Origin of the sequence: Synechococcus sp. R70.1 (genome assembly GCF_047461675.1) — a bacterium.
GTDB lineage: Bacteria > Cyanobacteriota > Cyanobacteriia > Thermostichales > Thermostichaceae > Thermostichus.
In genome coordinates this window covers 45,342-68,732 of the sequence record NZ_JANSHR010000068.1, presented here as the reverse complement: position 1 = coordinate 68,732, position 23,391 = coordinate 45,342, and the positions used below count along the sequence as shown (strand labels likewise).

At 60.0% G+C, this 23,391-nt stretch carries 23 protein-coding genes; 9 read left to right on the top strand and 14 right to left on the bottom strand.

From position 1 onward, the window contains the following. Window positions 1-16: 16 nt before the first annotated feature. Window positions 17-580: a hypothetical protein gene (locus tag NW807_RS08505; RefSeq protein ID WP_414393635.1), complete on the bottom strand. Its 564-nt coding sequence runs from the start codon at window positions 578-580 to the stop codon at window positions 17-19. A gap of 107 nt (window positions 581-687) precedes the next feature. After that, complete coding sequence (locus NW807_RS08500; RefSeq protein ID WP_414425827.1) at window positions 688-1,818, bottom strand: peptidylprolyl isomerase; 1,131 nt, start codon at window positions 1,816-1,818, stop codon at window positions 688-690. A 330-nt stretch (window positions 1,819-2,148) separates the two neighbouring features. Here NW807_RS08500 and NW807_RS08495 point away from each other — a divergent pair, with 330 nt between their 5' ends. After that, window positions 2,149-2,748, top strand: coding sequence for a hypothetical protein (locus NW807_RS08495; protein ID WP_414425826.1), 600 nt, complete (start codon window positions 2,149-2,151; stop codon window positions 2,746-2,748). A 70-nt stretch (window positions 2,749-2,818) separates the two neighbouring features. On the opposite strand, the gene tyrS is transcribed toward NW807_RS08495, so the two are convergent. Further along, window positions 2,819-4,075: a tyrosine--tRNA ligase gene (tyrS, locus tag NW807_RS08490; protein WP_414405351.1), complete on the bottom strand. Its 1,257-nt coding sequence runs from the start codon at window positions 4,073-4,075 to the stop codon at window positions 2,819-2,821. Window positions 4,076-4,215: 140 nt separating this feature from the next. Here tyrS and NW807_RS08485 point away from each other — a divergent pair, with 140 nt between their 5' ends. From NW807_RS08485 to glyS, 5 genes are all read left to right on the top strand, one after another. After that, on the top strand, window positions 4,216-6,186 hold the full coding sequence (locus NW807_RS08485) for a transglycosylase domain-containing protein (protein ID WP_414425825.1): 1,971 nt from the start codon (window positions 4,216-4,218) through the stop codon (window positions 6,184-6,186). Next, the gene (locus tag NW807_RS08480) at window positions 6,183-6,455 is read left to right on the top strand and encodes a hypothetical protein (protein WP_414425824.1); all 273 of its coding nucleotides are present in this window, start codon (window positions 6,183-6,185) and stop codon (window positions 6,453-6,455) included. Before NW807_RS08485 ends, NW807_RS08480 begins: the two co-directional genes overlap by 4 nt. A 223-nt stretch (window positions 6,456-6,678) precedes the next feature. Further along, on the top strand, window positions 6,679-7,278 hold the full coding sequence (locus NW807_RS08475) for a superoxide dismutase (protein ID WP_414393646.1): 600 nt from the start codon (window positions 6,679-6,681) through the stop codon (window positions 7,276-7,278). A 200-nt stretch (window positions 7,279-7,478) separates the two neighbouring features. After that, complete coding sequence (locus tag NW807_RS08470) at window positions 7,479-9,557, top strand: cation:proton antiporter (protein WP_414425823.1); 2,079 nt, start codon at window positions 7,479-7,481, stop codon at window positions 9,555-9,557. A 110-nt stretch (window positions 9,558-9,667) separates the two neighbouring features. Then, window positions 9,668-11,860, top strand: a complete 2,193-nt coding sequence (gene glyS, locus NW807_RS08465; RefSeq protein ID WP_414425822.1) for a glycine--tRNA ligase subunit beta — start codon at window positions 9,668-9,670, stop codon at window positions 11,858-11,860. A 52-nt stretch (window positions 11,861-11,912) separates the two neighbouring features. Here glyS and NW807_RS08460 read toward each other — a convergent pair whose 3' ends face one another. The 11 genes from NW807_RS08460 to NW807_RS08410 all read right to left on the bottom strand — a co-directional run bounded on the left by NW807_RS08460 (window position 11,913) and on the right by NW807_RS08410 (window position 21,679). Beyond that, on the bottom strand, window positions 11,913-12,836 hold the full coding sequence (locus NW807_RS08460; RefSeq protein ID WP_414425821.1) for a fructosamine kinase family protein: 924 nt from the start codon (window positions 12,834-12,836) through the stop codon (window positions 11,913-11,915). A gap of 161 nt (window positions 12,837-12,997) precedes the next feature. Continuing rightward, window positions 12,998-13,426, bottom strand: a complete 429-nt coding sequence (locus NW807_RS08455; RefSeq protein WP_414411217.1) for a hypothetical protein — start codon at window positions 13,424-13,426, stop codon at window positions 12,998-13,000. A 29-nt stretch (window positions 13,427-13,455) separates the two neighbouring features. Further along, the gene (locus NW807_RS08450; RefSeq protein WP_414425820.1) at window positions 13,456-14,025 is read right to left on the bottom strand and encodes a GTP-binding protein; all 570 of its coding nucleotides are present in this window, start codon (window positions 14,023-14,025) and stop codon (window positions 13,456-13,458) included. Between the two features lie 46 nt (window positions 14,026-14,071). After that, on the bottom strand, window positions 14,072-14,629 hold the full coding sequence (locus NW807_RS08445; protein WP_414411219.1) for a protoglobin domain-containing protein: 558 nt from the start codon (window positions 14,627-14,629) through the stop codon (window positions 14,072-14,074). Window positions 14,630-14,668: 39 nt separating this feature from the next. Next, on the bottom strand, window positions 14,669-15,037 hold the full coding sequence (locus NW807_RS08440) for a roadblock/LC7 domain-containing protein (protein WP_414425819.1): 369 nt from the start codon (window positions 15,035-15,037) through the stop codon (window positions 14,669-14,671). A gap of 77 nt (window positions 15,038-15,114) precedes the next feature. Further along, on the bottom strand, window positions 15,115-15,972 hold the full coding sequence (locus NW807_RS08435; protein WP_414425818.1) for a DUF4388 domain-containing protein: 858 nt from the start codon (window positions 15,970-15,972) through the stop codon (window positions 15,115-15,117). A 161-nt stretch (window positions 15,973-16,133) separates the two neighbouring features. Then, the gene (locus tag NW807_RS08430; protein WP_414425817.1) at window positions 16,134-16,970 is read right to left on the bottom strand and encodes a DUF4388 domain-containing protein; all 837 of its coding nucleotides are present in this window, start codon (window positions 16,968-16,970) and stop codon (window positions 16,134-16,136) included. 288 nt (window positions 16,971-17,258) lie between these two features. Then, on the bottom strand, window positions 17,259-19,727 hold the full coding sequence (locus NW807_RS08425; protein ID WP_414425816.1) for a heavy metal translocating P-type ATPase: 2,469 nt from the start codon (window positions 19,725-19,727) through the stop codon (window positions 17,259-17,261). A gap of 92 nt (window positions 19,728-19,819) precedes the next feature. After that, window positions 19,820-20,089 (bottom strand): hypothetical protein, encoded by a 270-nt coding sequence (locus tag NW807_RS08420; protein ID WP_414393669.1) that lies wholly within the window; start codon window positions 20,087-20,089, stop codon window positions 19,820-19,822. 12 nt (window positions 20,090-20,101) lie between these two features. Beyond that, window positions 20,102-21,367: a beta-ketoacyl-ACP synthase II gene (fabF, locus tag NW807_RS08415; RefSeq protein WP_414425815.1), complete on the bottom strand. Its 1,266-nt coding sequence runs from the start codon at window positions 21,365-21,367 to the stop codon at window positions 20,102-20,104. A gap of 63 nt (window positions 21,368-21,430) precedes the next feature. Then, a complete protein-coding gene (locus tag NW807_RS08410; RefSeq protein ID WP_414393674.1) occupies window positions 21,431-21,679 on the bottom strand; it encodes an acyl carrier protein in 249 nt (82 codons plus the stop codon). 193 nt (window positions 21,680-21,872) lie between these two features. On the opposite strand from NW807_RS08410, the gene rpsF reads away from it, so the two are divergent. The 3 genes from rpsF to NW807_RS08395 all read left to right on the top strand — a co-directional run bounded on the left by rpsF (window position 21,873) and on the right by NW807_RS08395 (window position 23,366). Beyond that, window positions 21,873-22,163 carry a 30S ribosomal protein S6 gene (rpsF, locus tag NW807_RS08405; protein WP_414393677.1) on the top strand — a complete coding sequence of 97 codons (291 nt, stop codon included), beginning with the start codon at window positions 21,873-21,875 and terminating at the stop codon, window positions 22,161-22,163. 69 nt (window positions 22,164-22,232) lie between these two features. Next, the gene (locus NW807_RS08400; RefSeq protein WP_414405338.1) at window positions 22,233-22,631 is read left to right on the top strand and encodes a single-stranded DNA-binding protein; all 399 of its coding nucleotides are present in this window, start codon (window positions 22,233-22,235) and stop codon (window positions 22,629-22,631) included. Window positions 22,632-22,769: 138 nt separating this feature from the next. Beyond that, window positions 22,770-23,366 (top strand): M14 family zinc carboxypeptidase, encoded by a 597-nt coding sequence (locus NW807_RS08395; RefSeq protein ID WP_414425814.1) that lies wholly within the window; start codon window positions 22,770-22,772, stop codon window positions 23,364-23,366. Window positions 23,367-23,391: the final 25 nt, after the last annotated feature.

Genomic DNA, 23,391 nt, shown 5'->3' with positions numbered 1-23,391 from the left:
CCGTTGCAGAAGGGCGCTAGGCCAAAGAGGTTTTGTCGGCGGCGGGATCGACCTCTGGCGCTTCAGGATGGCGGGCAGATTTGGGAAGGGAGCCACCTGACTGGAGAACTAAGCAGCGCACGGTCTGGTGCAGTTCCTCCAGCAAGATGTTGAGGGCAGAGCGAAAGTCGCGATGGTCGTCCCGCATGTGTTCCAGAATGGCGCGGATGACTTCCTTACAATCCTTGAGAATGTGCTGCTGCTGGGCAATGATCTGCACCAGCTCACTGTGTTCTTTGAGCAGATCCCGCAGGCAGGTGCGCAGATCGTCTACCTGGCTTTGCCAGAAGGCCTGTCCCTCCCGCAGCTCCATGACGCTAGCGCGCAGGTCAACGATGGCGTCGCGCAGAGCTTGGCTTTGGCGGCACTCGGCCTCCAGTTGGCGCTGCAGCTTCTCTTGCTGTTGGCGCAACTCGGCATTGGCCTGCAAGTTGGCTTCAGCGGCTCTAAGCAGTTGCTCAAGGCGGGCCTCGACAAGAGCCCAGCGCTCCTGCCCTAGCGAGGATTGACCCCGACGGACTTGCCTGCTGAAGTACCTCACAGTCGCTTCCCCCTGTCTCCTAGGCAAGGGCATCCTGCAAGCTGGGGCTTGCCAGCCCTACCGATCATACTGCCTCTTGGGGATTCCCCTCGCTTGCGGAAACGGCTTTAGGCATTTTTGAGGTTTTCTTTGCCCGAGATGATGCGGGCGCTTAGAATGCGATCCCCCAGCTTAATTTTGCGCAGCACCTCGGTGCCTTCAGTAACATACCCAAACACAGCGTAGCGGCCATCCATGAGGTTGAGGCCGGCGGGGGTGAGATCCGGCTCGGCCATGAAGATGAAGAACTGAGAAGAGGCGCTGTTGGGATCCTCTAGATAGCGAGCCATAGCCACTGTTCCCTCGGCAGAAAAAGGCAAAGCCGGCTCCACATCCCAGAGGCCCAGTTGCTCAAAAGTCTGGCCGTAGCGGGGCATTAATTCACCTTTGGCGCGAATCTCCAGAGGAATGGTGCGAACTTTGCCCGTGGCCGGATCCACATAGCCGTCGGCAGGGCCAGGAGGATCCCCGGCTTGCACAAGGAAGAATTTCTCCACTCGATCAAAGGTCAGGCCATCGTAGAAGCCCCGCTGCACCAAGTCAGCGAAGTTGCCGGCAGTGATTGGAGCACTATAGCCATCGAGGGTGATCACCATACGCCCAGCGGTGGTGTTCAGCTCCACTTCTGCTCGGCCCAGGAGCTGGGGCCTGTCGGCATACTCCTGCGGGATCTCGTAGGGGAAAGCCCCCACCCACTTGCTCTCCAGGGATCCCAGTTTGTCCACCAGACGGTCGTAGGCGGCGCGAGCCTCTTCTTTGCCCTTGGGTTTGCGCTCCGTGGCCTGGTTGATGGTTTGCAACTCCTGCCGCAGAGCGGCAATTTCTTCAGAGGCGGCAGCAGCTTGCTCAGGGGGCAACTCCGCCAGCAGGGGATCCGTGTAGCGGTCCAGAAGCCGCTCCACCTGGCGCACATCTCCCCGCACGGCTGACCAGCGGTTGTACTTCAGGTCCGCCTCGATTTTGGTGATGGCTTCATCGATTTCCCAAATCCGACTGTCCTGGATGGGCAGGGCCCGCCGCAAGAGAGTACGCGGATCGGTAATGGCATCCCCTTGGGGCAGCGCCAGCGCCGGGATCCCACCCAGCCAAACCGCCCAAAGCAATACAGCGGCCAAAACCAGCCGGAGCGATTTCCTCCCCCCCTCCCACCGCTCGGCCCTGCCGCCAACTGGGGATCCCTGCTGAGCACGCTGTGTCATGTCTTCACCCATTGCCAATGCTGCTTTTGCTCTCAGCCTGGCATTCTACCCTCGCCGGCGGCAAGCGCTGCGTGGTCAGAGCCCTTGCCTCGTAGCGGCAGCGGCGGAAGTAGGCTCAGCTGACTCTAGCTCGACCAGCCGCTTGGATCCTAATAGGGGGGCTGAAGTCTGTCTTGTGCGAAGGCGGCTCCGACTTTGCCAATGATGGAGAGCTTGATCTCCGGCTGATTGTCAAATGAGGCCAGCGCTTTCTTCCATGGCCTATAGTGCATAACAGCTTGTCAATTCAGGTGAAGGGATCCCGTCATTGGACAAGAGGACGGCTAGAGCATGGCGGCAAAGCAACTGAAGTTCTACTGGAGCCCTCAATTCCAGCTCTTTAGCTGCGACGGCGCCAAACTAGAGGGACATGGCTTTATTCAAACCAACCCTTCCCACGTCCTGGTGCACCTATTTATTGCCGCCAACGGCAACATGCCCTGGCAGCCAGTGGAAAGCCGCGAGCAAACCTGCTTTGCCGAGTACAACGCCGTGCTGCTGGAGCACCTTTTGGTTAACTGCTTCAACGCGGCAGTGCTGGAATCCATGGCCCCTGAGCAAATTGTTCCAGAGGCCCGCAAGTTTTTGAAGTGGTTTGTCTCCGAGCACTATGCGCCTTTTCCGGTCTCAGAAGAAGAGGCTTTTCGCCGCTTTGCCGAGGCTTTGGATATCGATTGCATCGTGCGGCTATTTCCCTACTTCTACAGTTTGCGGGCTTGGGAATGCTTCAGCCCCATCTACCGCAGCGAGGTTTACGATTTGGAGTTTACTTCCGAAGATGACCCGGTCAGGGAAGCGCCAGAATGGGCAGCAGATCCCAATATTTTGCAAGCCCAAGAGCTGGTAAGACAAAAGCTCACTGAGGCATTGGCCGAGGCCAGATCAAGCTGATCCAGGCCAGAGTCGGTTTTCTCAACAACTCTCCCGACTTCACCACCCTTCAAAAAACCTGGCCTTGGCTTCAAGCCTGCCCGTGCTCGGTGAGGGAATTACCCACCACCAGCCGCCGGAAAGCCTTTTTGCCCACCTGCAAAACCCGCCCCGCTAGCTCCGAAGCGTTGGCAAACTCCAGGTTGGGATCCTCCACCTTTTGACCATCTAGCCGCACAGCGCCCCCTTGAATCTGCCGACGGGCCTCGGCAGCGCTCTTGCACAGGCCGGACTCGCGCAGGATGTAGCTGAGCTTAACCGGATAGGACAAGCCCTCGACAGCAAAGGTGGGGATGGAGGCGGTCTCGACAAGTTCACCTTGCAACACCAGGGCTTGGGCGGTGCGCTGGGCCTCTTCTGCCACCTCAGGGGAGTGAAACTGAGCCACTAGGGTTTTGGCTAGGAGAATCTGGCGCTGACGGGGATCCGCCGGCAGCTCCGACAGGGGCACCGAGGTCAGCAGCTCAAAATAGCGCTCCACCAGGTGATCCGGCACCTTCTCCAGCTTGGAGTACATGGTGAGGGGATCCTCGGTCAAGCCCACGTAGTTGTTCTTGGACTTGGACATCTTCTGGTAGCCATCCAAGCCCTCCAAAAGAGGCACCGTTAGGCAAAACTGCGGGGTTTGCCCTTTCCAAAGCTGTAGCTCCCGGCCAACTAGGAGGTTAAAGCGCTGGTCGGTTCCCCCCAACTCCACATCCGCCTCCAGTGCCACCGAGTCGTAGCCTTGCAGGAGAGGGTAGAGAAATTCGTGCAAGTAGATGGGCGTTCCCGAGCGGTAGCGCTGGGCAAAGTCTTCTTTGGCCAACATCTGCCCCACTGTCATCTGGGCTTGGAGCTCAATGAGCTCGCTGAGGGTGAGGCGGGCTAGCCACTCGCTGTTGCGGCGCACCTCCAGCCGGCCAGGGGTCTCAAAGTCCAAGATCTTGGCAGCCTGCTCCAGATAGGTGCGGGCGTTTTCTTCCACTTCTTCTGGGGTCAGGCGGGGACGGGCCTCCGATTGGCCGGTGGGATCTCCTACTAGAGCCGTAAAGTCACCGATGAGCAAAATAGCCACATGGCCGGCATCCTGGAACTGGCGCAACTTGCGCAAGACCACCGCATGGCCCAGGTGCAGATCCGGCCGCGTGGGATCGATGCCCAGCTTGACCCGCAAGGGGCGATCGGTTTTGGCTAGGCGCTCTGCCAGAGCTGCTGCTCCCCCTGGAAAGATCTCGGCTACCCCCCGCTGGGTGATCTCGGCAATGCGGGGATCCTCTAGAGCGGAAGAGATAGGAGTTGGCTCCATCTCTGCACTGAGAGGCAACATGAGCCATTTTATTCCCTTGCCTAGAGGCGGCGAGGATCCCCTGCCGGCCCAGGAAGCGCCGCCCTATAATGGGGCAAACTTGGGGTTCTCCGCAACGCTGAAGTGACGGAGTTCTTGACGTGACCTACAGTCCCAGACCCTCGAGAGCTCCGCGGCACTCTTCCAGCCGCCCCTTTCCCCACCTGGACTACGACGAGTACGCCGATGACGTCCCGCCCACCCGCTTCTCCTGGCTTGCTCAGGTTGCTGGCACGGTGGGCAACCTGTTGCTGGGATCCCTGCTTTTGGGCTCTACGGCAACGGCTGCTGGCTTGTTGGGGTTGGCCATTAGCTTCCGCAACCTGCCCGATGTGCGTCAATTGCGGAACTACGTGCCGGTGGCCACCACCCACATTGTCGATATCCACGGCGAGCCCATTGCTAGCCTCCACGGGGAAGCCAACCGGGAGGTAATCTCCCTCGAAGAAGTCTCCCCGGAGATGAAGAAAGCGCTGCTGGCTATTGAAGACAGCCATTTCTACACCCACCCCGGCATCAACCCGGTCAGCTTGGGCCGGGCACTCTTGGGCAGCGTCGAGGGGGGATGGGGCTCGGCGGGGGGTGGATCCACCCTGACGATGCAGTTGGTGAAAAACCTTTTTCTAAAGCCGGAGCGCACCCTCAGCCGCAAGGTGGCCGAGATGGTGCTAGCGGTGCGGCTGGAGCAGGTCTTCACCAAAGACGAGATCCTAGAGATGTACCTCAACCAGGTGTACTGGGGGCACAATCTCTACGGCATTCAGGCGGCAGCCCGCAGCTACTTCAACAAAGATGCGGCGGAGCTCAACTTGGCGGAAGCAGCAATGCTGGCCGGGATCCTGCCGGCGCCAGAAATCTTCAGCCCCTTTCGCAACCTGGAGGCAGCCAAGCGGCGCCAACGGCTGGTGCTGGATCGCCTGGTGCAGCTCCAGTGGATTACCCCAGAAGAGGCGCAGGCAGCGCGAGAGCAGAAGCTGACTTTTGGCCGCATCACCTCTTTCCAAAGCAACGCGCCGGCGGTTACCGACGCCATTGAGGCAGAGCTGCGGCGCCGCTTTGGCGAGCAGGCCATCCTCCAGGGGGGGCTGCGGGTTCAGGCCACTATCGACCTGCGGCTGCAGCGCATTGCCCAGCGCATCGTCAACGAAGACGGGCCTCGCCTTACCGCCACTCGCCGGGCTGATCAGATGGCTCTGGCGGCGGTGGATCCCCGCACAGGCTACGTCAAGGCCCTTGTGGGCGGCATCAACGCTCGGCGGGGCCAATTTAACCGCGCCACCCAAGCCTTTCGCCAGACTGGCTCCACCTTCAAGCCCTACGTGTACTATGCGGCCCTGGCTAGCGGCCGCTACACACCCTACAGCATCCTCTACGACACCCCCGTCACCTATCCCGGCTCTCCTCCCTACAGGCCGAAAAACTATGACAACACCTTTTACGGCCCCCTCACCTTTGCCCGCGCCTTGGAGCTCTCCCGCAACGTGCCCACCGTCAAGCTGGCAGAGGAAGTCGGGATCCACAACGTCATTGCTGCAGCCCAGGCCACCGGCCTCAGCGCCGAGATGCCCCCCAACTTAACCACTGCCCTGGGGTCGGCCAGCGCCAGCCCCCTAGAGATGGCAGCCAGCTATGCCGTGTTTGCCAACGGCGGCTACTGGGTGGAGCCGACGCTCCTAGCCCAGGTGGTGGGTCGCAACGGCCAAGTTCTCTTCGAGGCCAAACCCCAGCCGCGGCAGGTTTTGGATCCCTGGGCGGTGGCCACCCTCAACCAGATCCTCAAAGGGGTGGTAACCCAGGGCACCGGGACGGCAGCCCGTCTGGACGATGGGCGACCGGTGGCTGGCAAAACGGGCACCACCTCGGATTTCCGCGACGCTTGGTTCATCGGCTATGTGCCGCAACTGTCCACTGCCATCTGGATTGGCAACGACAACAACTCTCCCATGCTCCCGGGTACGGCAGGAGGCGCTTTTGTCGCTCCCATCTGGAAGCGCTTTATGACAGAGGCCCTGCAAGGGATCCCGCCCCAGGATTTCCCCAGCCCCGATTACTTTCCCCTTCCCCAACCATGAGCGATAGCGAGGAGCGGTTGGCGCGCATTGAGCGCACTGTCGAGGCCAACGCCCAGGCCATCGCCCAACTGGCCCGGCAAAACCAAGAGCTGCTACAAACCATTGCCGGCACCGAGGAGCGCATTGCCAGTGCCGAAGAACGCCTGGAGGCGGAAGTCAAACGCTGGGGCGAGCGCTTTTTCCAGCTCAGCCGCGACACCCTCAACTTCACCCGCAATGGGGTTACCATTGCCGCCATCACCGCGGCTTTGATGTTGTCCCCCTGCTGATCGAGCTGCTGGGGCAGGGATCCCGCTGGTTTGGGCTTTCAGGCCAGGGCAAACAGGGCGCTGGGGCACCAGATCCCCACCGCCATGACTGGGGGATCCAGAGCGTAGTGGTTCTGAGTTACACTAAGACTGCAAAGAAAGGTAACGCCTTTGTCTGGTTTAGGCTTGCCTTCCCAGCGTCCTTTCTTGCATCTTTCGCACAAGACCCAGAGGACAGACGACTATGGCCTTTGAACTCCCACCTCTGCCCTACCCTGCCGACGCGCTTCAGCCCTACATGTCGGCAGAAACCTTCTCCTACCACCACGGCAAGCACCATGCGGCCTATGTAGCCAACCTAAACAAGCTGATCGAAGGCACCGAGCTGGCCAACAAGTCCCTGGAAGAAATCATGAAGACTACGTTCGGGGATCCTGATAAAGTGGGCATCTTCAACAATGCCGCCCAGGTTTGGAACCACACCTTTTTCTGGGAATCCATGAAGCCAGGCGGGGGCGGCGCGCCGACAGGGCCCATTGCCGACAAGATCAACGCTGATCTAGGCGGCTACGACAAGTTTGTGGAGGCTTTCAAAACGGCGGCGGCCACCCAGTTTGGCAGCGGCTGGGCCTGGCTGGTGCTGGACAACGGCACCCTGAAAGTGACCAAAACCCCCAACGCGGAAAACCCGCTGGTCCACGGCCAAGTTCCCCTGCTAACACTGGATGTGTGGGAGCATGCCTACTACCTGGACTACCAGAACCGGCGGCCTGACTACATCACCGCCTACCTGGAGCACCTGGTGAACTGGGATGCTGCCAACGCTCGGCTGGCGGCAGCCTGAGTGTATCTGTTCTGGGATCCCTGGACAGGGGATCCCCTTGAAGACTAGCTCCGCCTCTGCCAGCTAGGCAGACCTCTTTTGATGGGATTCGAGGGATCCTCAGCAACTGGGGATCCCTTTGCTCTTTTTGCAAGGCACCTCGAACCTGGAAGAATCTGATAGACTCAGGCGGGCATCTGGTTGCTGTCCTTTGGGTATCTATGCTGGCTAGCTGGCTGCAAATTTCAGGGATCCCTCTAGCCGTAGTCGGCCCGGTGAAAAACCCGGTGCTGGTATTCCTCATCATCCTGACGATCATGCTGGTGGCCCCGCTGCTATTTGAGCGACTGCGCCTGCCGGGGATCATCGGCCTGATCTTGTCCGGGTTGGTGGTGGGGCCCTACGGCTTGGGGATCCTGCAGCGGGACGAGACCATCGTCTTGTTGGGCACGGTGGGGCTGTTGTTTCTCATGTTCATGGCCGGGCTGGAGACCAGCCTGGAGGATTTAAAGCTCAACGCCGGCAAGGCCAGCATCTTCGGGGCGTTTACCTTCCTGTTGCCCATGCTCATCGGCACAGCAGCCATGCTGGCCATTGGGTATGACTTCCTGGCGGCGGTGCTGGTGGCCTCCTGCTTTGCCTCCCATACCCTGATTGGGCTGCCCATTGTCTCCAAGCTGGGGTTGATGCGTCTGCAGACGGTAACGGCTACCTTGGGGGCCACCCTTATCACGAATGTCCTGGCCTTGTTGGTGCTGGCGGTGGTGGTGCGCGCCCACCAAGGGGAGCTGTCGCTGCGCTTTTGGCTGACGTTGATCCCTTCCATTGCCCTCTACACGTTTGCCACCCTGTGGGGGGTGCCTAAGCTGGGCAGTTGGTTCTTTCAACGCTTTGGTCACGACGAGGGAGCAGAGTTTACTTTCGTGATCGCCACTTTGTTTGTGGTGGCCTACGGAGCGGGGTTGATCGGCATTGAGCCGGTGGTGGGAGCCTTTCTGGCCGGGACGGCCATTACCCCCATCATCCCGCCTCTCAGCCCCCTGATGAACCGGATCCGGTTTATCGGCAACACCCTGTTTGTGCCTTTTTTCTTGATCTCGGTGGGGATGTTGATCAATCCCGGCATTCTCTTGGGAGAGCCGCGCACACTGCTGGTGGGCGGGGTGATGATCGCAGCGGAGGTGGTGAGCAAGTTTCTGGCGGCTTGGATCCCGGCGCAACTGTTTGGCTGGCGCTTGGCCAGCGCTATGGTCATGTTTGGCCTGTCGATGGCCCAGGCGGCGGCTACCCTGGCGGCAATCACGGTGGCTTTTCAGGTGGAGTTGGTGGATGAGCTGACGGTGAACGGCACCATTGCCATGATCCTGGTGACCTGTGTTGCCTCGCCTTGGATTGTGGCCCGCTGGGGAGAGCAAATGCAGCCAGCCGAAGTGGCGGCAGAGTCCACTGAATTGCCCAAGCCAGCCTGGGGATCCCGCGTCCTGGTGCCGGTAGTCAACCCCGAGACTGAGAGCAACCTGCTGCGGTTGGCTCTGATTCTGGCCAAGAAAGAAGGGGGAACACTGCTGCCGCTGCATGTTTTGTCTGACTGTGCTGGGATCTCGCCAGCAGCCCTGGCCCGGCAAGAGCAGTTGTTGTCCTTTGCCGAGTCCCTAGCCCACAGCGCTGCAGCGCGGGTGGAAGCCATTCGCCGGGTGGATGACTCGGTGGAAAAGGGAATCGTCCGCTCGGCCCTGGAGCGGCAGGCGACCTTGGTGATCCTGGGCTGGAAGGGCTACTCCACCTACGCGGAAAACTTCTTCGGCAGCACCATTGACGCCGTGGTGCGGCAGGTGGAGATCCCGGTGCTAATCGCGCGCTTCCCTGTTCCGCTCGAGACGACGCGGCGCATCCTTTTGGCAGCCCCAGAGTTGGAAGTGTCTCCTGGATCCCTGCAGCAGACGATTGGGCTGGCGCAGACGCTGGCTGGGGAGTTGAAAGCGGCGCTGCAGCTTCTCTTAGTGCAAACCCGACCGCTGCAGGAGCGCTCTCCGGGCCCGGGGGCGGCAAGCTATGCCCATCTGCCGGTACAGCGGGTGCAGGGGGGGTTGGTGGCCGAGGTGCTCAAAGCCCTGCAGCCGGGGGATATGTTGGTGGGAGTGCTCAGCGAAGCCCGCAGCCGCTTTCGCCTAAGCCGCGAGCCGGAGATCATCGCCCGCCATCGTCCCGACCTCCCCATGATCGTGGTGCATCTGCCTGCTGCCCACCCGCCGCGTTTGCAGGAGAGTGTTCTGGCGGCAGGAGACTCCACTTGGTACTAGGGCTAGTGAGACTGGCTCAAACGGCAGCCCGCTTCCCCTGCTAGACTGAGAAATCGCGATCAACACCCACCCTCGCCGAGGAAAGACGTCGCTAGCGCCGGGCGGAGCCTATGGTTGCCTATTTGCTGGAAGTTGGCTGTGAGGAGCTGCCAGCTAGTTTTGTGGATTCGGCCCTAGAGCAGTGGAGGACGGGGATCCCGGCCTCTTTGGCAGAAGCCCATCTGCAGGCCGAGCAGATGCAGCTTTTCGGCACGCCGCGGCGCCTGGCAGTTCTGCTGCAGGGGCTGCCCACCCAACAGCCGGATCGCCTTCTGGAGGTGAAGGGGCCGCCAGTTCAGGTGGCCTACCAAGACGGCCGGCTTACCCCTGCCGGGGAAAAGTTTGCCCAGAAACAGGGGGTGGATCCCGCCAGCCTGGAGATCCGGCAGGTGGGGAAGGGCTCCTTTGTCTTTGCCGTGCAGCGGGTGCAGGGACGTCCAACAGCAGCGGTGCTCCAGGAATTGGCGCCCACCTGGATCACCTCCTTGAGCGGCAAGCGGATGATGCGCTGGGGCTACGGGGAGTTCAAGTTTCCCCGCCCCATCCGCTGGCTGGTCTCCCTCTGGGACGATCAGGTGCTGCCTCTGCTCTGGCCTACCCCTGACGGCAATCCTCCGTCGGGCTTAGTGGCTGGTCGGGTAAGCCGTGGCCACCGCGTCTTGGGATCCCCGCAGGTCGTCTTGGAGCGGGCCGAGAGCTACGTTCAGCAGATGCAAGCAGCAGGGGTAAACCCCGACCCGGCAGCGCGGGCAGCGCACATCCAGGCGGAGGTGACCCGGCTAGCCAAGCAGGTGAACGGGCAGGCCCAGATCCCCTCTGCTCTGCTGCAGGAGGTGGTGCAGTTGGTGGAGTGGCCAACGGCAGTTCTGGGGCGCTTTGAGCCGGAGTTTTTGCGCTTGCCCCCTGCGGTCATTGAAACGGTGATGATTGCCCACCAGCGCTACTTTCCCGTGCGGGATGGGCGGGATCCCGGAAAACTGCTGCCCTACTTCATCACCATCTCCAACGGCGACCCCCGGCAAGCGGAGCGGATTGCGGCAGGCAACAGCCGTGTGGTGCGGGCCCGCTTGGCCGATGCCCGCTTTTTCTACGAGGAGGATCGCCGCCTCCCCTTGGCCCAGCGGGTGGAACGTCTCCAGGCGGTTACCTTTGCCGAGGGGCTGGGATCGATGCGCGACAAAGTAGAGCGCATCCGCCACATCAGCCGCCTCATTGCCACTGCCTTGAACTTGGATCCCCAAGAGCAGGCCTTGGTGAATCGCACGGCTTACCTGTGCAAGGCAGATTTGGTTACCCAAATGGTGTACGAGTTCCCAGAGCTGCAGGGGATCATGGGCGCCGAGTACGCCCGCCAGGACGGCGAGCCTGAAGCCGTGGCCGAGGGGATCGAGCAGCACTACTGGCCTTTGGGGGCAGGGGAGGCTCTGCCCACCTCTTTGACCGGGCGGGTCGTGGGCTGGGCAGATCGCCTAGACACCCTGGTGGGCATGTTCCACCTGGGGCAGATCCCTACGGGCTCTTCGGATCGCTTTGCCCTGCGGCGGGCTGCCAACAGCCTGGTATTGATTGCCTGGGAGGCTGACTGGAGGTTGGATGTCAATGAGCTCCTGCGCCAGGTGGTGCGGGACTACGCGGCGGGAGACGAAAGGACCTTAAAGGCCTTGCAGGAGTTTCTTGCCCAGCGGCTGCAAATCCTTCTGCAGGAGGAAAAGCGAATTGACTACGACTTGGTCAGAGCCGTGGTCGGGGATCCCGAGTCTGTCCACGGCAAGGAGCCCCAGAAAGCGGAACTGACCTTGCGGGCTTTGAGCAACCTGCCTCTCACCCTGCTGCGGGCCGAGTACCTGCAGCATCTGCGAGCGACTGGAGAGTTGGCAGATCTCTACCCCACCCTCAACCGCTGCGCCCGCCTGGCCACCCAAGGGAATTTGGACTACGCCGTGCTGGATCCGGCGGCTGCAGTGAATCCTAGGCTGTTTCAGGAGACGGCAGAGCAGGAGCTGTACGAAGCCTGTCAAAGGGTTTACCGGCTGGGCGTGGGGCCAGCCTGCCAAGGAGACTTTACCCCACTGGTGGAGAGCCTACAGGCAGCAGCCCCTGCAGTGGATCGTTTCTTCGAGGCGGTTTTGGTCATGGATCCGGATCCCAGCCTGCGAGCCAACCGGCTGAACCTGTTGGGGATATTGCGCAACCAGTCTCGCCTGCTGGGAGATATGGGGGCTGTGGTCATGGCCGGGGAAGCGACGCCAGAGAAGAGCCGCTAGCTGCCGGCTGGCTATCCCAGTAACTAAGCGTAGGCGAGGGAGTAGAACAAGACTATGCAAGAAAGCGTAAGCATTGCTGCAAGGCCCGCTGCACTGAGCCCAGGTAGCCCTCTCCAAACAAGTTGAGATGGTTGAGCCAGTGGTAGAGCTGGTAGAGGGGCTTGCGGTGAGGATACCCCTCGTCCAGGGGATAGGCCTCTTGATAGGCCCGGTAGAACTCCGCCGGGAAGCCGCCAAAAAGCTCAGTCATCGCCAGATCCGTCTCCCGATCCCCGTAGTAGGTGGCTGGGTCGAAAATTACCGGCGAGCCATCGGGCAAGGCGCCGTAGTTGCCGCCCCAGAGATCCCCGTGTAGCAGAGACGGGACGGGCCGGTAGTTGCGAAAGAAAGTCTCTAGCTCCGCCATTACCCGCTCGGCTTGCGTCACCCAGGCGCCGCGGTAACCCCGCTGACAAGCCAGCTTGACCTGGTAGAGAAGTCGCTGTTCTCGGTAGAACTCCACCCAGTTCTGCCGCCAACTGTTGATCTGCGGCGTCGAACCAATGGTGTTGTTGCGATCCCAGCCGTAGTTGCCGTTGGGGGAGAGCGTGCGGTGCAACTGGGCCAACTGGGATCCCAGCAAACTTCCCGTTTGGGGGCGGGGCGAACTCAGCTCCAGGTATTCCAGCACCAGGTAAGCCTGCCCATCAAAGGATCCCCAGGCAATCGGCTGTGGCACCCGCACGGCATTGGCCGCCGCCAAGGTTTGCAGGCCCGCCGCCTCTGCTGCAAACATCTCCAGCGCTCTTTCTCCTCCCCCCGCCACCTTGACAAAGTAGTCCCGTCTTTCCTGGCCAGAAGAAGCCTGAAGCACACAGGAAAGCTGGTAGGCGGCGTTGATGCTGCCCCCGCCCAGGGGACGGTAGTGTAGAGGATGCAAGGGATCCCCTGTGGCTTCAGAGAGGTGCTGGGCAACGGCCTGCCAAAAGTTCTGCATCAATACTGGGCTAGCTGGGCTAGTTGTTTAGATGAACTATCGGTGTCAGTCCGGCAACCGACCCAGCTACCAGCGTAGCAAAGCTGCCTGCCGCGTCCATTTCTCGCTTGGGCGATAACCTCCGCCGCCTTTCTGGCCGCCTGGCGAGAGCCCAGAAGCTGCTATTCTCCTTCTACCGCTGCCTCAGCATCCAAAAAGTCGAGTTCAATGGCTTGGGATCCCCCCACTGCCAACAGCTCCAGCAGGGATCCCAGCCGCCACCAGATCAGTCCTGCTGTGCTGAAGACAAGGATCCCGCCGACCAAGGCCGCCAAAGCCAGAGATAGGCCAAAAACGTGTAAACAGGCAGCTACAAAGCCAAAGGCAAACAGATTGCAGAGGGTGTAGCTGAGGATGATCCCCGGCGTGCGGTAGCGGATCTGCCCCTGGCCCTCTCGGTTCTGCTGCCAAAGGGCTACCTGGTATTCCAACTTGTCTTTAAAGATGATGCCGAAAATAATAGCCAAGAAGCTGAGCAGGGCAATGGCCGAGTAGATAGGGGGGTTGACAAGGCTACGGGAAAACTCGCCGCTGAGGTAGAGGGACTCCATAAGACTTAGCTGACCCAACTCCCCCTAGCTTAACATTTCTTAGCATCTTCTGCTGGGACAACCACCTGGGGCATCAGTTGCTCAACCAATAGGAGCAGCGTGTTGGCCACAGAAGCCGGCTCTTGAGCATTTAAGGTCGTGTGGGGAATTGAGCCGTCTTGGTTGTTCAGGATCAGCAAAATGTCTTCCGGATCCCAGGCATTGGGGTGATCGACGTGGGTGATCCCAATAACTGAGGGAGCACGGGTTCTGGACCTCATAAAGGCTTGAATGGCCTGGGCATTGCGAAACTGGCCAGGCAGGTGGGCAGGCACCAGAAGAACGTAGCCATGAGCGCGCTGGATTAAAATATCCCACATAAAGCTAAAGCGGGCCTGGCCGGGCGTGCCGTAGAGATGCAGCCACATCTCTTCTTCCTCTTCGCCAATTCTCAGGCGGCCAAAGTCCATGCTGACCGTTGTGCTTTGCTTTAGCTCTGCCACCTCATCGGTGGCCTTGCAATCGGTATCGACCACCTCTATCTCGCTGATGGTGCGAATAAAGGTGGACTTTCCAGCGCCCACGGGCCCGGTGACAACAATGCGGAGAATATTGTCCATAGTTAGCTTCCCCCTACGAAAGACCAGCCCGCTCAAACCCAATTGGTTAGGAAGAAGCTAAACTGCTAGCTCCGGTAGCGATCAAGCGTTTAAACAAGGCCTCGCTCATACCCGTTTCCTGTTGCACAGCGTTGTAGGCCACCTCAAGGTAGGCTTGCTCAATAAAAGAAAGGTCGATCATACAAACTTTGCCTAGGCTCACCCGCAGTTCCTCGGGCTTACCTTCCTTGACTAGCCGACGACTCACCTCCCGAACCACTGTGGCCATGGCGGGCACCACATGCTGAGGGCCAATGCCAACGCGCACGTGAACTAGGCCAATTTTCCAGCGGCGCTCAGCGTACTGGGGGCCCCAGTTGTCCATGCCTGTAAACATTTCCCTAAACCACTCGGCAAAGGTCTGGCCCAGCCGCTGCCGGTTGTGCTTGGCTATGACTGCCGCCATCTCAGGGTCGCGATCCAGGTAGTTGTAAAAGGTATCCGACATCTCTGCGGCAATGCTGCTGCCCCAGTCGGCATTTTGCTGCAAAATCTTCTTATCTTCATCCGTAAATTCGGTACGCGAGATCAAGACTTGCAACAGCTCCAGAGGTTTGATGGCCATAGTTCCCTCAAAATCAGGTCAAAGTCAAACTCAGCCTATCTACTTCATGGCCTCCGCAATGCTTGCCGCAGCTCGCTTCATCTCCAAAAACAGCAAGCCCTGCTTTACCTCATCGCTAGCAATCGTCAGCAAGACAGCATCGGGGCCGCAGCGGGTTAAAACTCCATATCCCTTTTCTCCCTGCACAAAGACCCTCTCCATAGTTCCACGACCCAGCTCTTTCCCAATCCTCTCCCCCAAAGCAAGCATGGCAGCAGACATGGCAGAGGTTCTTTCCTCGTCCATGCCTACGGGCAGTGCGGATGCCAATGGCAACCCATCGGGAGTGACCACAGCCGCTCCTTGAATTCCTGGCGTGCTGGAAATGTAGTTCTGGAGAATTGCCTGCAAAGAGGATAAGTTAGCCATGCTTTCTCTCCTTGCTTTGTTATCTTCCCGCCTATTTGCTGATGCTCCTGTCTGATGCAGAAGATGCTGCCACAAAACTACTTATCACGGACTGCCTTCAGCAAAGTAGCCAGTCGCGCAACCAACGAGGGCTTGACCTGGCCGCTTTCCTCCGAGAAAGAGGGTAGCTTGGCGCTCAGCTTTTCCTTCCCTGTCAACTGATCTGAAGCAGGCAAAGAGGGAGCAATAGCCGCTGGGCCCTCACAAGGGCTGATGAGTCCCAGCTTGGCCAAGCGAGCACAGGCATAGCGAACTTCCAGAAGATCTGCACCCAACGCCCGGGCCACGTCAGTTAGCCTGCGCGAAGGCGAAACCTGCTCTAGGATCCCCCACTCCAAGGCAGAGAGCTTGTACAAGGGCAGCTCGGTGCTGGTGCGCCAGAAGTAGCTATCTAGTTGGGGCAAGTCTTCTTCCGGACGCTGATCCCACTTGATCTGCTGCAGCGCTTCTAGAACTGCAGCGGTGGCACTTTTGCTCAAGCCCGTCATCTCTCGATAAGGCATGGGTACGCCGGTCAGGAAACTGAACTGCCCCGCTTCCAGGGCAAAGAGGCAGTAGAGACCCACCTGGAGCTGATGGCGAAAGAGCTTGGCCAAATCTGCAGGCGAGATCAACCCCTGCCGCTGTAAACAGCGCCCCAAAGGCTCTTGCGCACCACAGAAGGAAGCCAACTTTTCCACGACCCGATCGCTAACAAGAGCGGAACGGGCTAACAACCTCTCTAAGCGGTGCTCCTCTTCGGGGGGCAGAGTAGCAATGACCCGACCTTGATAAAACCAGATTTTGTAGATGCCGTTTGGGGCCCAGATGGAAAGTTGCCCTGTTTTGCTGCCCCTTTCAACTAGCTGCAACAAGTCAGGCAAAGAAAATTCCCGGAGGTCTCCGACTATGGCCATGGCCAGCCTCCCTCGCGTAGTGTTTTAGGGATCCCCACAGCACGTCCTATTCTCGACCAAATATTTTTCCCGGACAACTGTGCAGTCGCGGAAAAGGCTGACTTTCCCGCTACCCGACCTGGCAGCAGTTACCCTGAATCCCGAGTCGTTGACTCGACCAGCTATTTCTCGCGAATGCTCCTAAGAAGCATGGAGAGGCGGCTGACCAAGGAGGGCTTAACCGGCTCCCTTGTCTCTCCAAGGTTATTTGCTCCCGAAGCCTTAGAAGTGCCCACCAGAGAAGGCTGAGGCATAGCTATTGGGCCTTCACAGGGAGCGATGAGTCCAAGCTTAGCTAAGCGCGCGCAGGCATAGCGCACCTCCAACAAATCAGCCCCCAATGCCCGCGCTAGATCAGCTAGCTTGCGGGAAGGAGAGACCTGCTCCAAGATCGACCACTCCAGCGGCGAAAGCTTGTATAGAGGAAGCTCAAGGCTGGTGCGCCAGAAGTAGCTGTCCGGCTGAGGCAAGTTTTCTTCCCGACGTTGATCCTGCTTCAGCTGCTGCAGCCCTTCCAAAACTACGGCCGAAGCCTCCTTGCTTAAGCCAGTCATCTCTTGATAGGGCAACGGTACGTTGGGTAAGAAGCTGAACTGGCCCGCTTCCAAGGCAAAGAGGCAGTAGAGCCCCACTTGCAGTTGATGGCGAAAGAGCTTGACCAAATCTACAGGGGAGATCAACCCTTGCTGCTGCAGGCAACGCCCCAGAGGTTCCTCTAGACCCCTGGCAACCAACTGGCTAATCACCTGGCTGTCCACTAGCCTAGAGCCAGTTAGCAGGTTTTCCAAGCGATGCTTTTCTTCAGGGGGCAAAGCGGCAATCACCCGGCCTTGATAAAGCCAGATGCGGTAGATACCATTGGGCGCCCAGACAGACAATTGCCCCGATTTCTTACCCTTCTCCATCAAATGCAATAGGTCGCTCAGGGAGAATTCCTGAAGATCCCCTAGCATTGCCATACTTTTACTCCCCTTGCCCCTCTAGGATCAGTTTCTCCAGTATTTTCACGGATCTTGCTCTGTTAGGCAAAAAACCAAAGAGTGCCCTCATGGGCTAGTCTGGACTTAATCATAAGCCCAGGTTGCAAAAGGTTAAAGATGATGCATTTTTTAGTCAGAGTTAGTCGAACTTGCTAAATTTTCCTAACTTGTATGCAGCAGTTGCTATGTCAGAAGCTCGGTAAAAACTCGGAAGATTAACAAATATTTAACAATCAATGTTCGGTTGTTCGCAGCCTCTAACACTTTTTAGCTGTAGCTACTCGAAAATTCACGGGGCACAAATGTTCTCCTCAAGAGAATCGAATTGAGGGTTACACTGAGGGAGCTCAAGGCCATGAGACCCCCAGCCATTGCCGGGCTCAGGCCAATACCAAAGGCGGGCAGGAGCACCCCTGCTGCCAGCGGGATCCCCAGCAGGTTGTAGCCAATAGCGCAGAGGAGGTTTTGCTGGATCTTGTGAAAGGTGGCGCGGCTGAGACGGATGGCTTCCACTACGTCCCAGAGGCGGTTGCGCATGAGGATGATATCGGCAGTCTCCAGAGCGGCAGCAGTAGCAGAGTGCAGGGCAATGCCCACATCGGCCTGGGCTAAAGCCGGTGCATCGTTGATGCCATCGCCCACCATGGCAACTCTCTGGCCCTGGGCCTGCAGATCTCGGATGACTTGAGCCTTGTCGGCTGGCTGCACCTCGGCGATGACGCGGATCCCTGGCACCTGCAAAGCTTGGGCCACCTGGTGAGCCACCTCGGCCCGATCCCCAGTCAGTAAGACCACCTGTAGGCCCATTTTCTGGAGCTGTTGCAGCGTTGCCTGGGCATCAGGCCGCAAGGGATCCTGGGCCGCCAACAGCCCCACCAGGGATCCCGCCACGGCCACCCCCACCACCGTTTTGCCAGCTTGTAGCAGCGCCTGGGCTTGGGCCTGCGCTTGCGGGGAAATCGGGATCCCTAGGGCGGCCAGCCCCTCTAAGGAGGCCAAGATGACCTCTTGCCCTTCCACCCGCGCCGAGGCCCCCAGGCCTGGCTGAGTGTAAAACTCGTCGGCAGAGAGCAGGGGTAGTCCTCGCTCGCGGAGGGCCCCCAAAATGGCCTGGGCCAGGGGATGGCGGGTGCCGCTTTCCACCGTGGCCGCCAGTTGCAGCAGCCGAGCCGGATCCAGAGAGGGGTCGAGGGCCAGGCAATCTGTTAGGTGCGGATCCCCCTGGGTGAGGGTGCCGGTTTTGTCGAAGACAACCGTTTGCAGGCGGTGGGTTTTCTCCAGGACATCGCCGCCGCGGATGAGCAGCCCCCGCTCCGCGCCCAGGCCGGTGCCCACCAGAATGGCCGTCGGCGTCGCCAATCCGAGGGCACAGGGGCAGGCCACCACCAGCACCGAGATGGCCAGCTTAAGGCTGAGGAGCAGAGGGGTGGGGTGGGGCGGGTGATCCGCCAGGTGCAGAGGGGAGTGAAGGCCGACCCCCCTCAGGAGCTCGCTGCCCCACAAGGGGATCCCAACCCAGTACCAGAAGGCGAAGGTGAGAAGGGCCAGCACCACCACCCCGTAGGTGAAGTAGCCGGCCACCCGGTCGGCCAGGCCCTGGATGGGGGCCTTGCGGGCCTGGGCTTCTTCCACCAAGCGGATGATCTGGGCCAGGGTGGTGTCTTTGCCGGTGCGCGTAGCTTGGCACAGCAGCAGCCCCGATTGGTTGACCGTCCCGGCCACGACCGGATCCCCTGGCTGTTTGAGCACGGGTAGGGATTCCCCGGTGAGCATGCCCTCGTTGACCATGGCCTGGCCGGCAATAACCTCCCCATCCACGGGGATCTGTTCGCCAGCGCGCACCTGCAGCCAATCCCCTACCCGGACTTGTTCAATGGGGCACCATTCTCCCTCCTGGGATACCCAGTCGGATCCAAGCCCTTTCTGGGCTCGCAGCCGGCGAGCTGAGGTGGGGTACAGGCTCACCAAAGCCTGCAAACTGCTAGCAGCCCGCAGACGGCTCTGCTGTTCCAGGGCCCGCCCCAGCAGGATGAAGCTGAGCAGCATCACCGGTTCTTCAAAGAAGCACTCCCAGCCCACCTGCGGGGCCAGCAACCCCACCAGACTGGCCAGGTAGGCGGATCCGGATCCCAGGGTAACTAGCGTGTTCATGTTGGGAGCTAGCCGCCGCGCCGCCCGCCAGCCGTCCAGGACAATGCCCCGAGCTGGGCCAAGAAAAGTCAACGTCGCCAACCCCCAGTGCAGCCAGACGTCGTTGAGAACGGGCAAGCCCAAACGGGTGAACAGATCCAGGTGGCCAGCGGCAGAGACAAGCAGCAAAAAAGCGGCGGCGAGGGCCTGGCGAATTTGGTCTTGGGTTTGCCGCCGCTGCCGGGCCAGGGGATCCGCGGGCGCGTCCAGGGCCTTTTCGCCCGCTACCAAGGGGGCCTGATTTTGGGGAAAAGTGCTGGGAAACCCCGCCTCTGTCAAGATCCGGGCCAGCTGTTCTGGGTCAAGCTGGATCCCGGGGGCAAATTCCACAAGGGCCGACTCGGTAACCAAGTTAACCCTGGCCTTGACCACTCCAGGCTGGCTTAGGAGCAGCTGCTCAACGGTCCGGACGCAGCCAGCACAACTCATCCCCCCTACTTGGAGCAGCAGGGATCCGTTCCCAGCCAATTCTGAGGGCCTATCCTCCACAGCGGGCTTGGCTGGCTGGGTTTCTTCCCCAGGGTGCGGCGCCTCTGCAGGGGCCATTACAGGGACTCCCTCGACCTCGCTTTTTGGCGCCATCGGCAAAATCAGGAATGAGGGGTACTCTCCCCATCCTAACGCTGGGATCCCCGCCACTACCCCCTTTGAACTCGCCGCTCAAACTCCTCGCGGGTGGCATCCACCAGTTGCACTGCCTCTGGATAGAGATTGGGGTGGTTTTGCTTGAGCCAACTCAGGAGGCGCGCCAACTGGGCTGTGCAGAGATCCAGATCGGCCTGAAAAATCACCGCCGCCGCCATGTGCTGGGCATACTCAGGCGGGTGGCCTCTTTGGGTTAGCTCTGCAGTCAGGGCAGCCAGAGCCTGCTGACGAATCGAGGGCAAGGGGCCTTCGGGGGTGGACATGGGCAAGATCCCCTAGTCGGCGGAATAGCGGCGCAGGGCCAGGGTCACGTTGTGCCCCCCAAATCCGAAGGCGTTGACCAAGGCCACGTCAACAGCCATCTGCCGCGCCTTATGGGGGACAAAGTCCAGCCCTTCGCACTCGGGGTCGGGGCTATCCAAGTTGAGGGTGGGGGGAACCCAGCCGTGGTAGATGGCTAGGGCCGTCGCTACGGTGGCAATGCCGCCTGCTCCCCCCAACAGGTGGCCGGTCATGGACTTGGTGGCGCTGATGGCTAGGCGAGGGGCATGCTCACCAAAAACTGCCCTGATGGCCTGCACCTCGGCAACATCCCCCACAGGCGTGCCGGTGGCATGGGCGTTGATGTGCTGCACCTGGTCAGGCTGGATCCCGGCATCTTTAAGGGCTAGCCGCATCGCACGGGCGGCACCTTCGCCAGCGGGGGCGGGGTTGGTGATGTGGTGGGCGTCGCAGGTGAGGCCGTAGCCGACGATCTCGGCATAGATCTTGGCGCCGCGGGCGCGGGCATGCTCCAGCTCCTCCAGCAGCAGGATCCCTGCCCCTTCCCCCATGACAAAGCCATCCCGATCCCGGTCAAAGGGCCGGCAGGCCTGCTCCGGGGCGTGGTTGCGGGTGGAAAGAGCTTTCATGGCGCTAAACCCGGCCACCGACAGAGGGGTTACGGCTGCCTCCGTACCCCCCGCAATCACAGCCTGTACCTCTCCCCGCTGCAGGAGCCGGAAGGCATCACCAATGGCGTTGGAGCCGGAAGCACAGGCTGTTACCGTACAGAAATTGGGCCCCTTGGCGCCAAAGTGAATGGCCACGTGGCCTGCTGCCATATTGGCAATCATCATCGGCACCATAAAGGGGCTGCAGCGATCTGGCCCTTTCTGGAGATAAATGGTCTGCTGCTCTTCCAAGACCCGGATGCCGCCGATGCCGCTACCCAGCACCACCCCCACCTGCTCAGCATTGAGATGGGTAATCCGAAATTGGGCATCCTCTAGGGCCTGCTGAGTGGCAGCCAACGCCAGGTGGACAAAGCGGTCAGTGCGCTTGACATCCTTGCGATCTAGGTAGTCGAGGGGATCAAACCCCTTCACCTCCCCAGCAATGCGGCACTCGTGGCGGGAGGCGTCGAAGTGGGTAATTGGCCCAATGCCAGAGCGCCCTGCCAGCAAGCCCTGCCAAAACTCAGCAGGAGAATTGCCAAGCGGGGTTATTGCCCCCAGCCCCGTGATGACGACGCGACGCTTGGAGGGGAGTGGAACGGACATAGGAGCAAGGGCAGGATCTGTAGACAACGCTAAATCAGGGGAAGGCCCCCATCCTCCCGCAGGTTATGCAGCTTTCTTCTTGGAGAGGATGTAGTTGACGGCATCCTGCACAGTGGCAATGCCCTGAGCGTCCTCATCGGGGATCTCTAGATCGAACTCCTCCTCGAAGGCCATGACCAGCTCGACCGTGTCGAGGCTGTCAGCCCCTAGGTCGTTCTGGAAATTGGCTTCCAGGGTTACTTTGTCGTCTTCCACTCCCAGCTGCTCGGACACAATCTTGCGAACACGCTGGTAAACTTCCTCGGCGCTCATGCTTGGAACCCTAGAGTCTCTTAGCTATGGCTATCGAAGCACCCCCTATTGTATCGGAGAAAGGTTCTCCTCTTACGGAGCTCTACCAGCTTTTTTGGCCGCAGAGGGGGGAGGTGGCTTTTCCGGTTCCAGAAAGAGCAGCTAGGATAGTCAACTGCACCTCAAGTTGGATTCTCAAGGAGAACCTGCTTCCATGCCGCGCGCTTACGAAACGATGCTGATTGTGCGCCCCGACCTCTCGGAGGAACCCCTCGCCCAACTCCTTAGCGAACAGGAGTCTCTCTTGCGAGAAAACGGGGCAACTGAGCTAGAAATTACCAACCGTGGCAAGCGCCGCTTCGCCGGGTTTGAGATGAAGAAGTTTAAGGAAGGACTGTACATCCAGGTCAACTACAAGGCCGAGCCGAAGACAGTGGCCACCTGGGAGAAGAATCTGCGCATCAACGAGAACGTCCTGCGCTACATGACCCTGCGCCTGGATTGAGTCGACAGAATCCCGGCCAGAGCACAGACTAGAAATATAAGGCCCTAGCAAACTTCCCGTGGCTTTGTTATGAACTCGATTGTTTTGATGGGGGAGGTAGCGAGCGAGCCAGAGCTGCGCTACACACCTGACAACTTGGCAGTTGCCTCTTTGCTCTTGCGCTTCCCCAGCTCGCGCCCAGAGGAGCCGCCCTACCAGGTGCGCGTTTCCTCTTTTGGAGAACTGGCCAAAAGGGTGGTGGACACCTGCCATGTGGGCGACCAAATCACAGTGGAAGGCCAACTGCACATGAATGTGGTGGAGCGAGATGGGCGCAAGGAAAAGCTGGCCGAGATCACCGCGCGCCGTGTCCATCAGCTGGGATCCGCTCGCGTTCTCTCCCTGACGGGGATGGGCGAACCGGCGATTGTGGAATCCTCTGAGGGGGATGTGGTTTCCCCACCGGAGCCGGACGATCTCCCGTTCTAACGGTTGCGAGACTTGCCGGGATCCCCCATGTCTCAGGAACTTGCTGCGGGTGAACCTTTGAGATCCCTGCGGGTCATCGGCTACTCGGTGCAGGGGCGTCCTATTCACCTTTAGCAGCTCACCCAAGGGATCCGCTCCTTGCTGCTGCTCGGCGGGGTACACGGGGATGAGGTGGAGGGCTATGCCCTGATCGAGCGCTATGTGGCTTCTGGGAAATGGGGATCCCTGGCCGGGAAAGCGACCCTATGGGCGATCCCACGCCTGAACCCGGATGGCTGTGCCTTGGGGCAACGGCTCAATGCCAACGGCGTCGATCTCAACCGCAATCTGCCCACCCAAGATTGGATCCCGGCCTCTTTGGAAGCTCGCTATCCGCCCGGAGCAGCCCCAGGCTCCGAGCCCGAGACGCAGGCGTTGTTGGGGGGCTTGGCCCAGATGCGGCCCCAATTTATCCTTTCTGCCCACTCCTGTCAGGCACACCCCTGCGTGAACTACAACGGCCCTGCCCTTGAGCTGGCCCAGGTGATGGCCGCTTGCAACGGCTTGCCCATTACCGCCGACATTATTGGCTACCCTACCCCTGGTTCTCTGGGCACTTGGGCAGGGCAGGAACGGCGGATCCCAACCCTAACGCTGGAAATCCTGCGGGGCACTCCCCTCGATCAAGTCTGGCAAGAGCAGGCCGAGGCGCTGCAGGCGGTGTTGGAGTGGGCAGCCCAAGGCGATGCCTTCTGACCGGTGTCAAGATCTCTGAACTTTC

What these genes read in the sequence shown, in the direction of transcription:
- NW807_RS08495 (WP_414425826.1), top strand. Translation starts at nt 2,149, where the DNA reads ATGGCGGCAAAGCAACTGAAGTTCTACTGGAGCCCTCAATTCCAGCTC.
- NW807_RS08440 (WP_414425819.1), bottom strand. Translation starts at nt 15,037, where the DNA reads ATGGCTAACTTATCCTCTTTGCAGGCAATTCTCCAGAACTACATTTCC.
- NW807_RS08460 (WP_414425821.1), bottom strand. Translation starts at nt 12,836, where the DNA reads ATGCAGAACTTTTGGCAGGCCGTTGCCCAGCACCTCTCTGAAGCCACA.
- rpsF (WP_414393677.1), top strand. Translation starts at nt 21,873, where the DNA reads ATGCCGCGCGCTTACGAAACGATGCTGATTGTGCGCCCCGACCTCTCG.
- fabF (WP_414425815.1), bottom strand. Translation starts at nt 21,367, where the DNA reads ATGTCCGTTCCACTCCCCTCCAAGCGTCGCGTCGTCATCACGGGGCTG.
- NW807_RS08410 (WP_414393674.1), bottom strand. Translation starts at nt 21,679, where the DNA reads ATGAGCGCCGAGGAAGTTTACCAGCGTGTTCGCAAGATTGTGTCCGAG.
- NW807_RS08475 (WP_414393646.1), top strand. Translation starts at nt 6,679, where the DNA reads ATGGCCTTTGAACTCCCACCTCTGCCCTACCCTGCCGACGCGCTTCAG.
- NW807_RS08430 (WP_414425817.1), bottom strand. Translation starts at nt 16,970, where the DNA reads ATGGCAATGCTAGGGGATCTTCAGGAATTCTCCCTGAGCGACCTATTG.
- NW807_RS08455 (WP_414411217.1), bottom strand. Translation starts at nt 13,426, where the DNA reads ATGGAGTCCCTCTACCTCAGCGGCGAGTTTTCCCGTAGCCTTGTCAAC.
- NW807_RS08435 (WP_414425818.1), bottom strand. Translation starts at nt 15,972, where the DNA reads ATGGCCATAGTCGGAGACCTCCGGGAATTTTCTTTGCCTGACTTGTTG.
- NW807_RS08500 (WP_414425827.1), bottom strand. Translation starts at nt 1,818, where the DNA reads ATGACACAGCGTGCTCAGCAGGGATCCCCAGTTGGCGGCAGGGCCGAG.
- NW807_RS08450 (WP_414425820.1), bottom strand. Translation starts at nt 14,025, where the DNA reads ATGGACAATATTCTCCGCATTGTTGTCACCGGGCCCGTGGGCGCTGGA.
- NW807_RS08470 (WP_414425823.1), top strand. Translation starts at nt 7,479, where the DNA reads ATGCTGGCTAGCTGGCTGCAAATTTCAGGGATCCCTCTAGCCGTAGTC.
- NW807_RS08425 (WP_414425816.1), bottom strand. Translation starts at nt 19,727, where the DNA reads ATGGCCCCTGCAGAGGCGCCGCACCCTGGGGAAGAAACCCAGCCAGCC.
- tyrS (WP_414405351.1), bottom strand. Translation starts at nt 4,075, where the DNA reads ATGGAGCCAACTCCTATCTCTTCCGCTCTAGAGGATCCCCGCATTGCC.
- NW807_RS08420 (WP_414393669.1), bottom strand. Translation starts at nt 20,089, where the DNA reads ATGTCCACCCCCGAAGGCCCCTTGCCCTCGATTCGTCAGCAGGCTCTG.
- NW807_RS08445 (WP_414411219.1), bottom strand. Translation starts at nt 14,629, where the DNA reads ATGGCCATCAAACCTCTGGAGCTGTTGCAAGTCTTGATCTCGCGTACC.
- NW807_RS08480 (WP_414425824.1), top strand. Translation starts at nt 6,183, where the DNA reads ATGAGCGATAGCGAGGAGCGGTTGGCGCGCATTGAGCGCACTGTCGAG.
- NW807_RS08400 (WP_414405338.1), top strand. Translation starts at nt 22,233, where the DNA reads ATGAACTCGATTGTTTTGATGGGGGAGGTAGCGAGCGAGCCAGAGCTG.
- glyS (WP_414425822.1), top strand. Translation starts at nt 9,668, where the DNA reads ATGGTTGCCTATTTGCTGGAAGTTGGCTGTGAGGAGCTGCCAGCTAGT.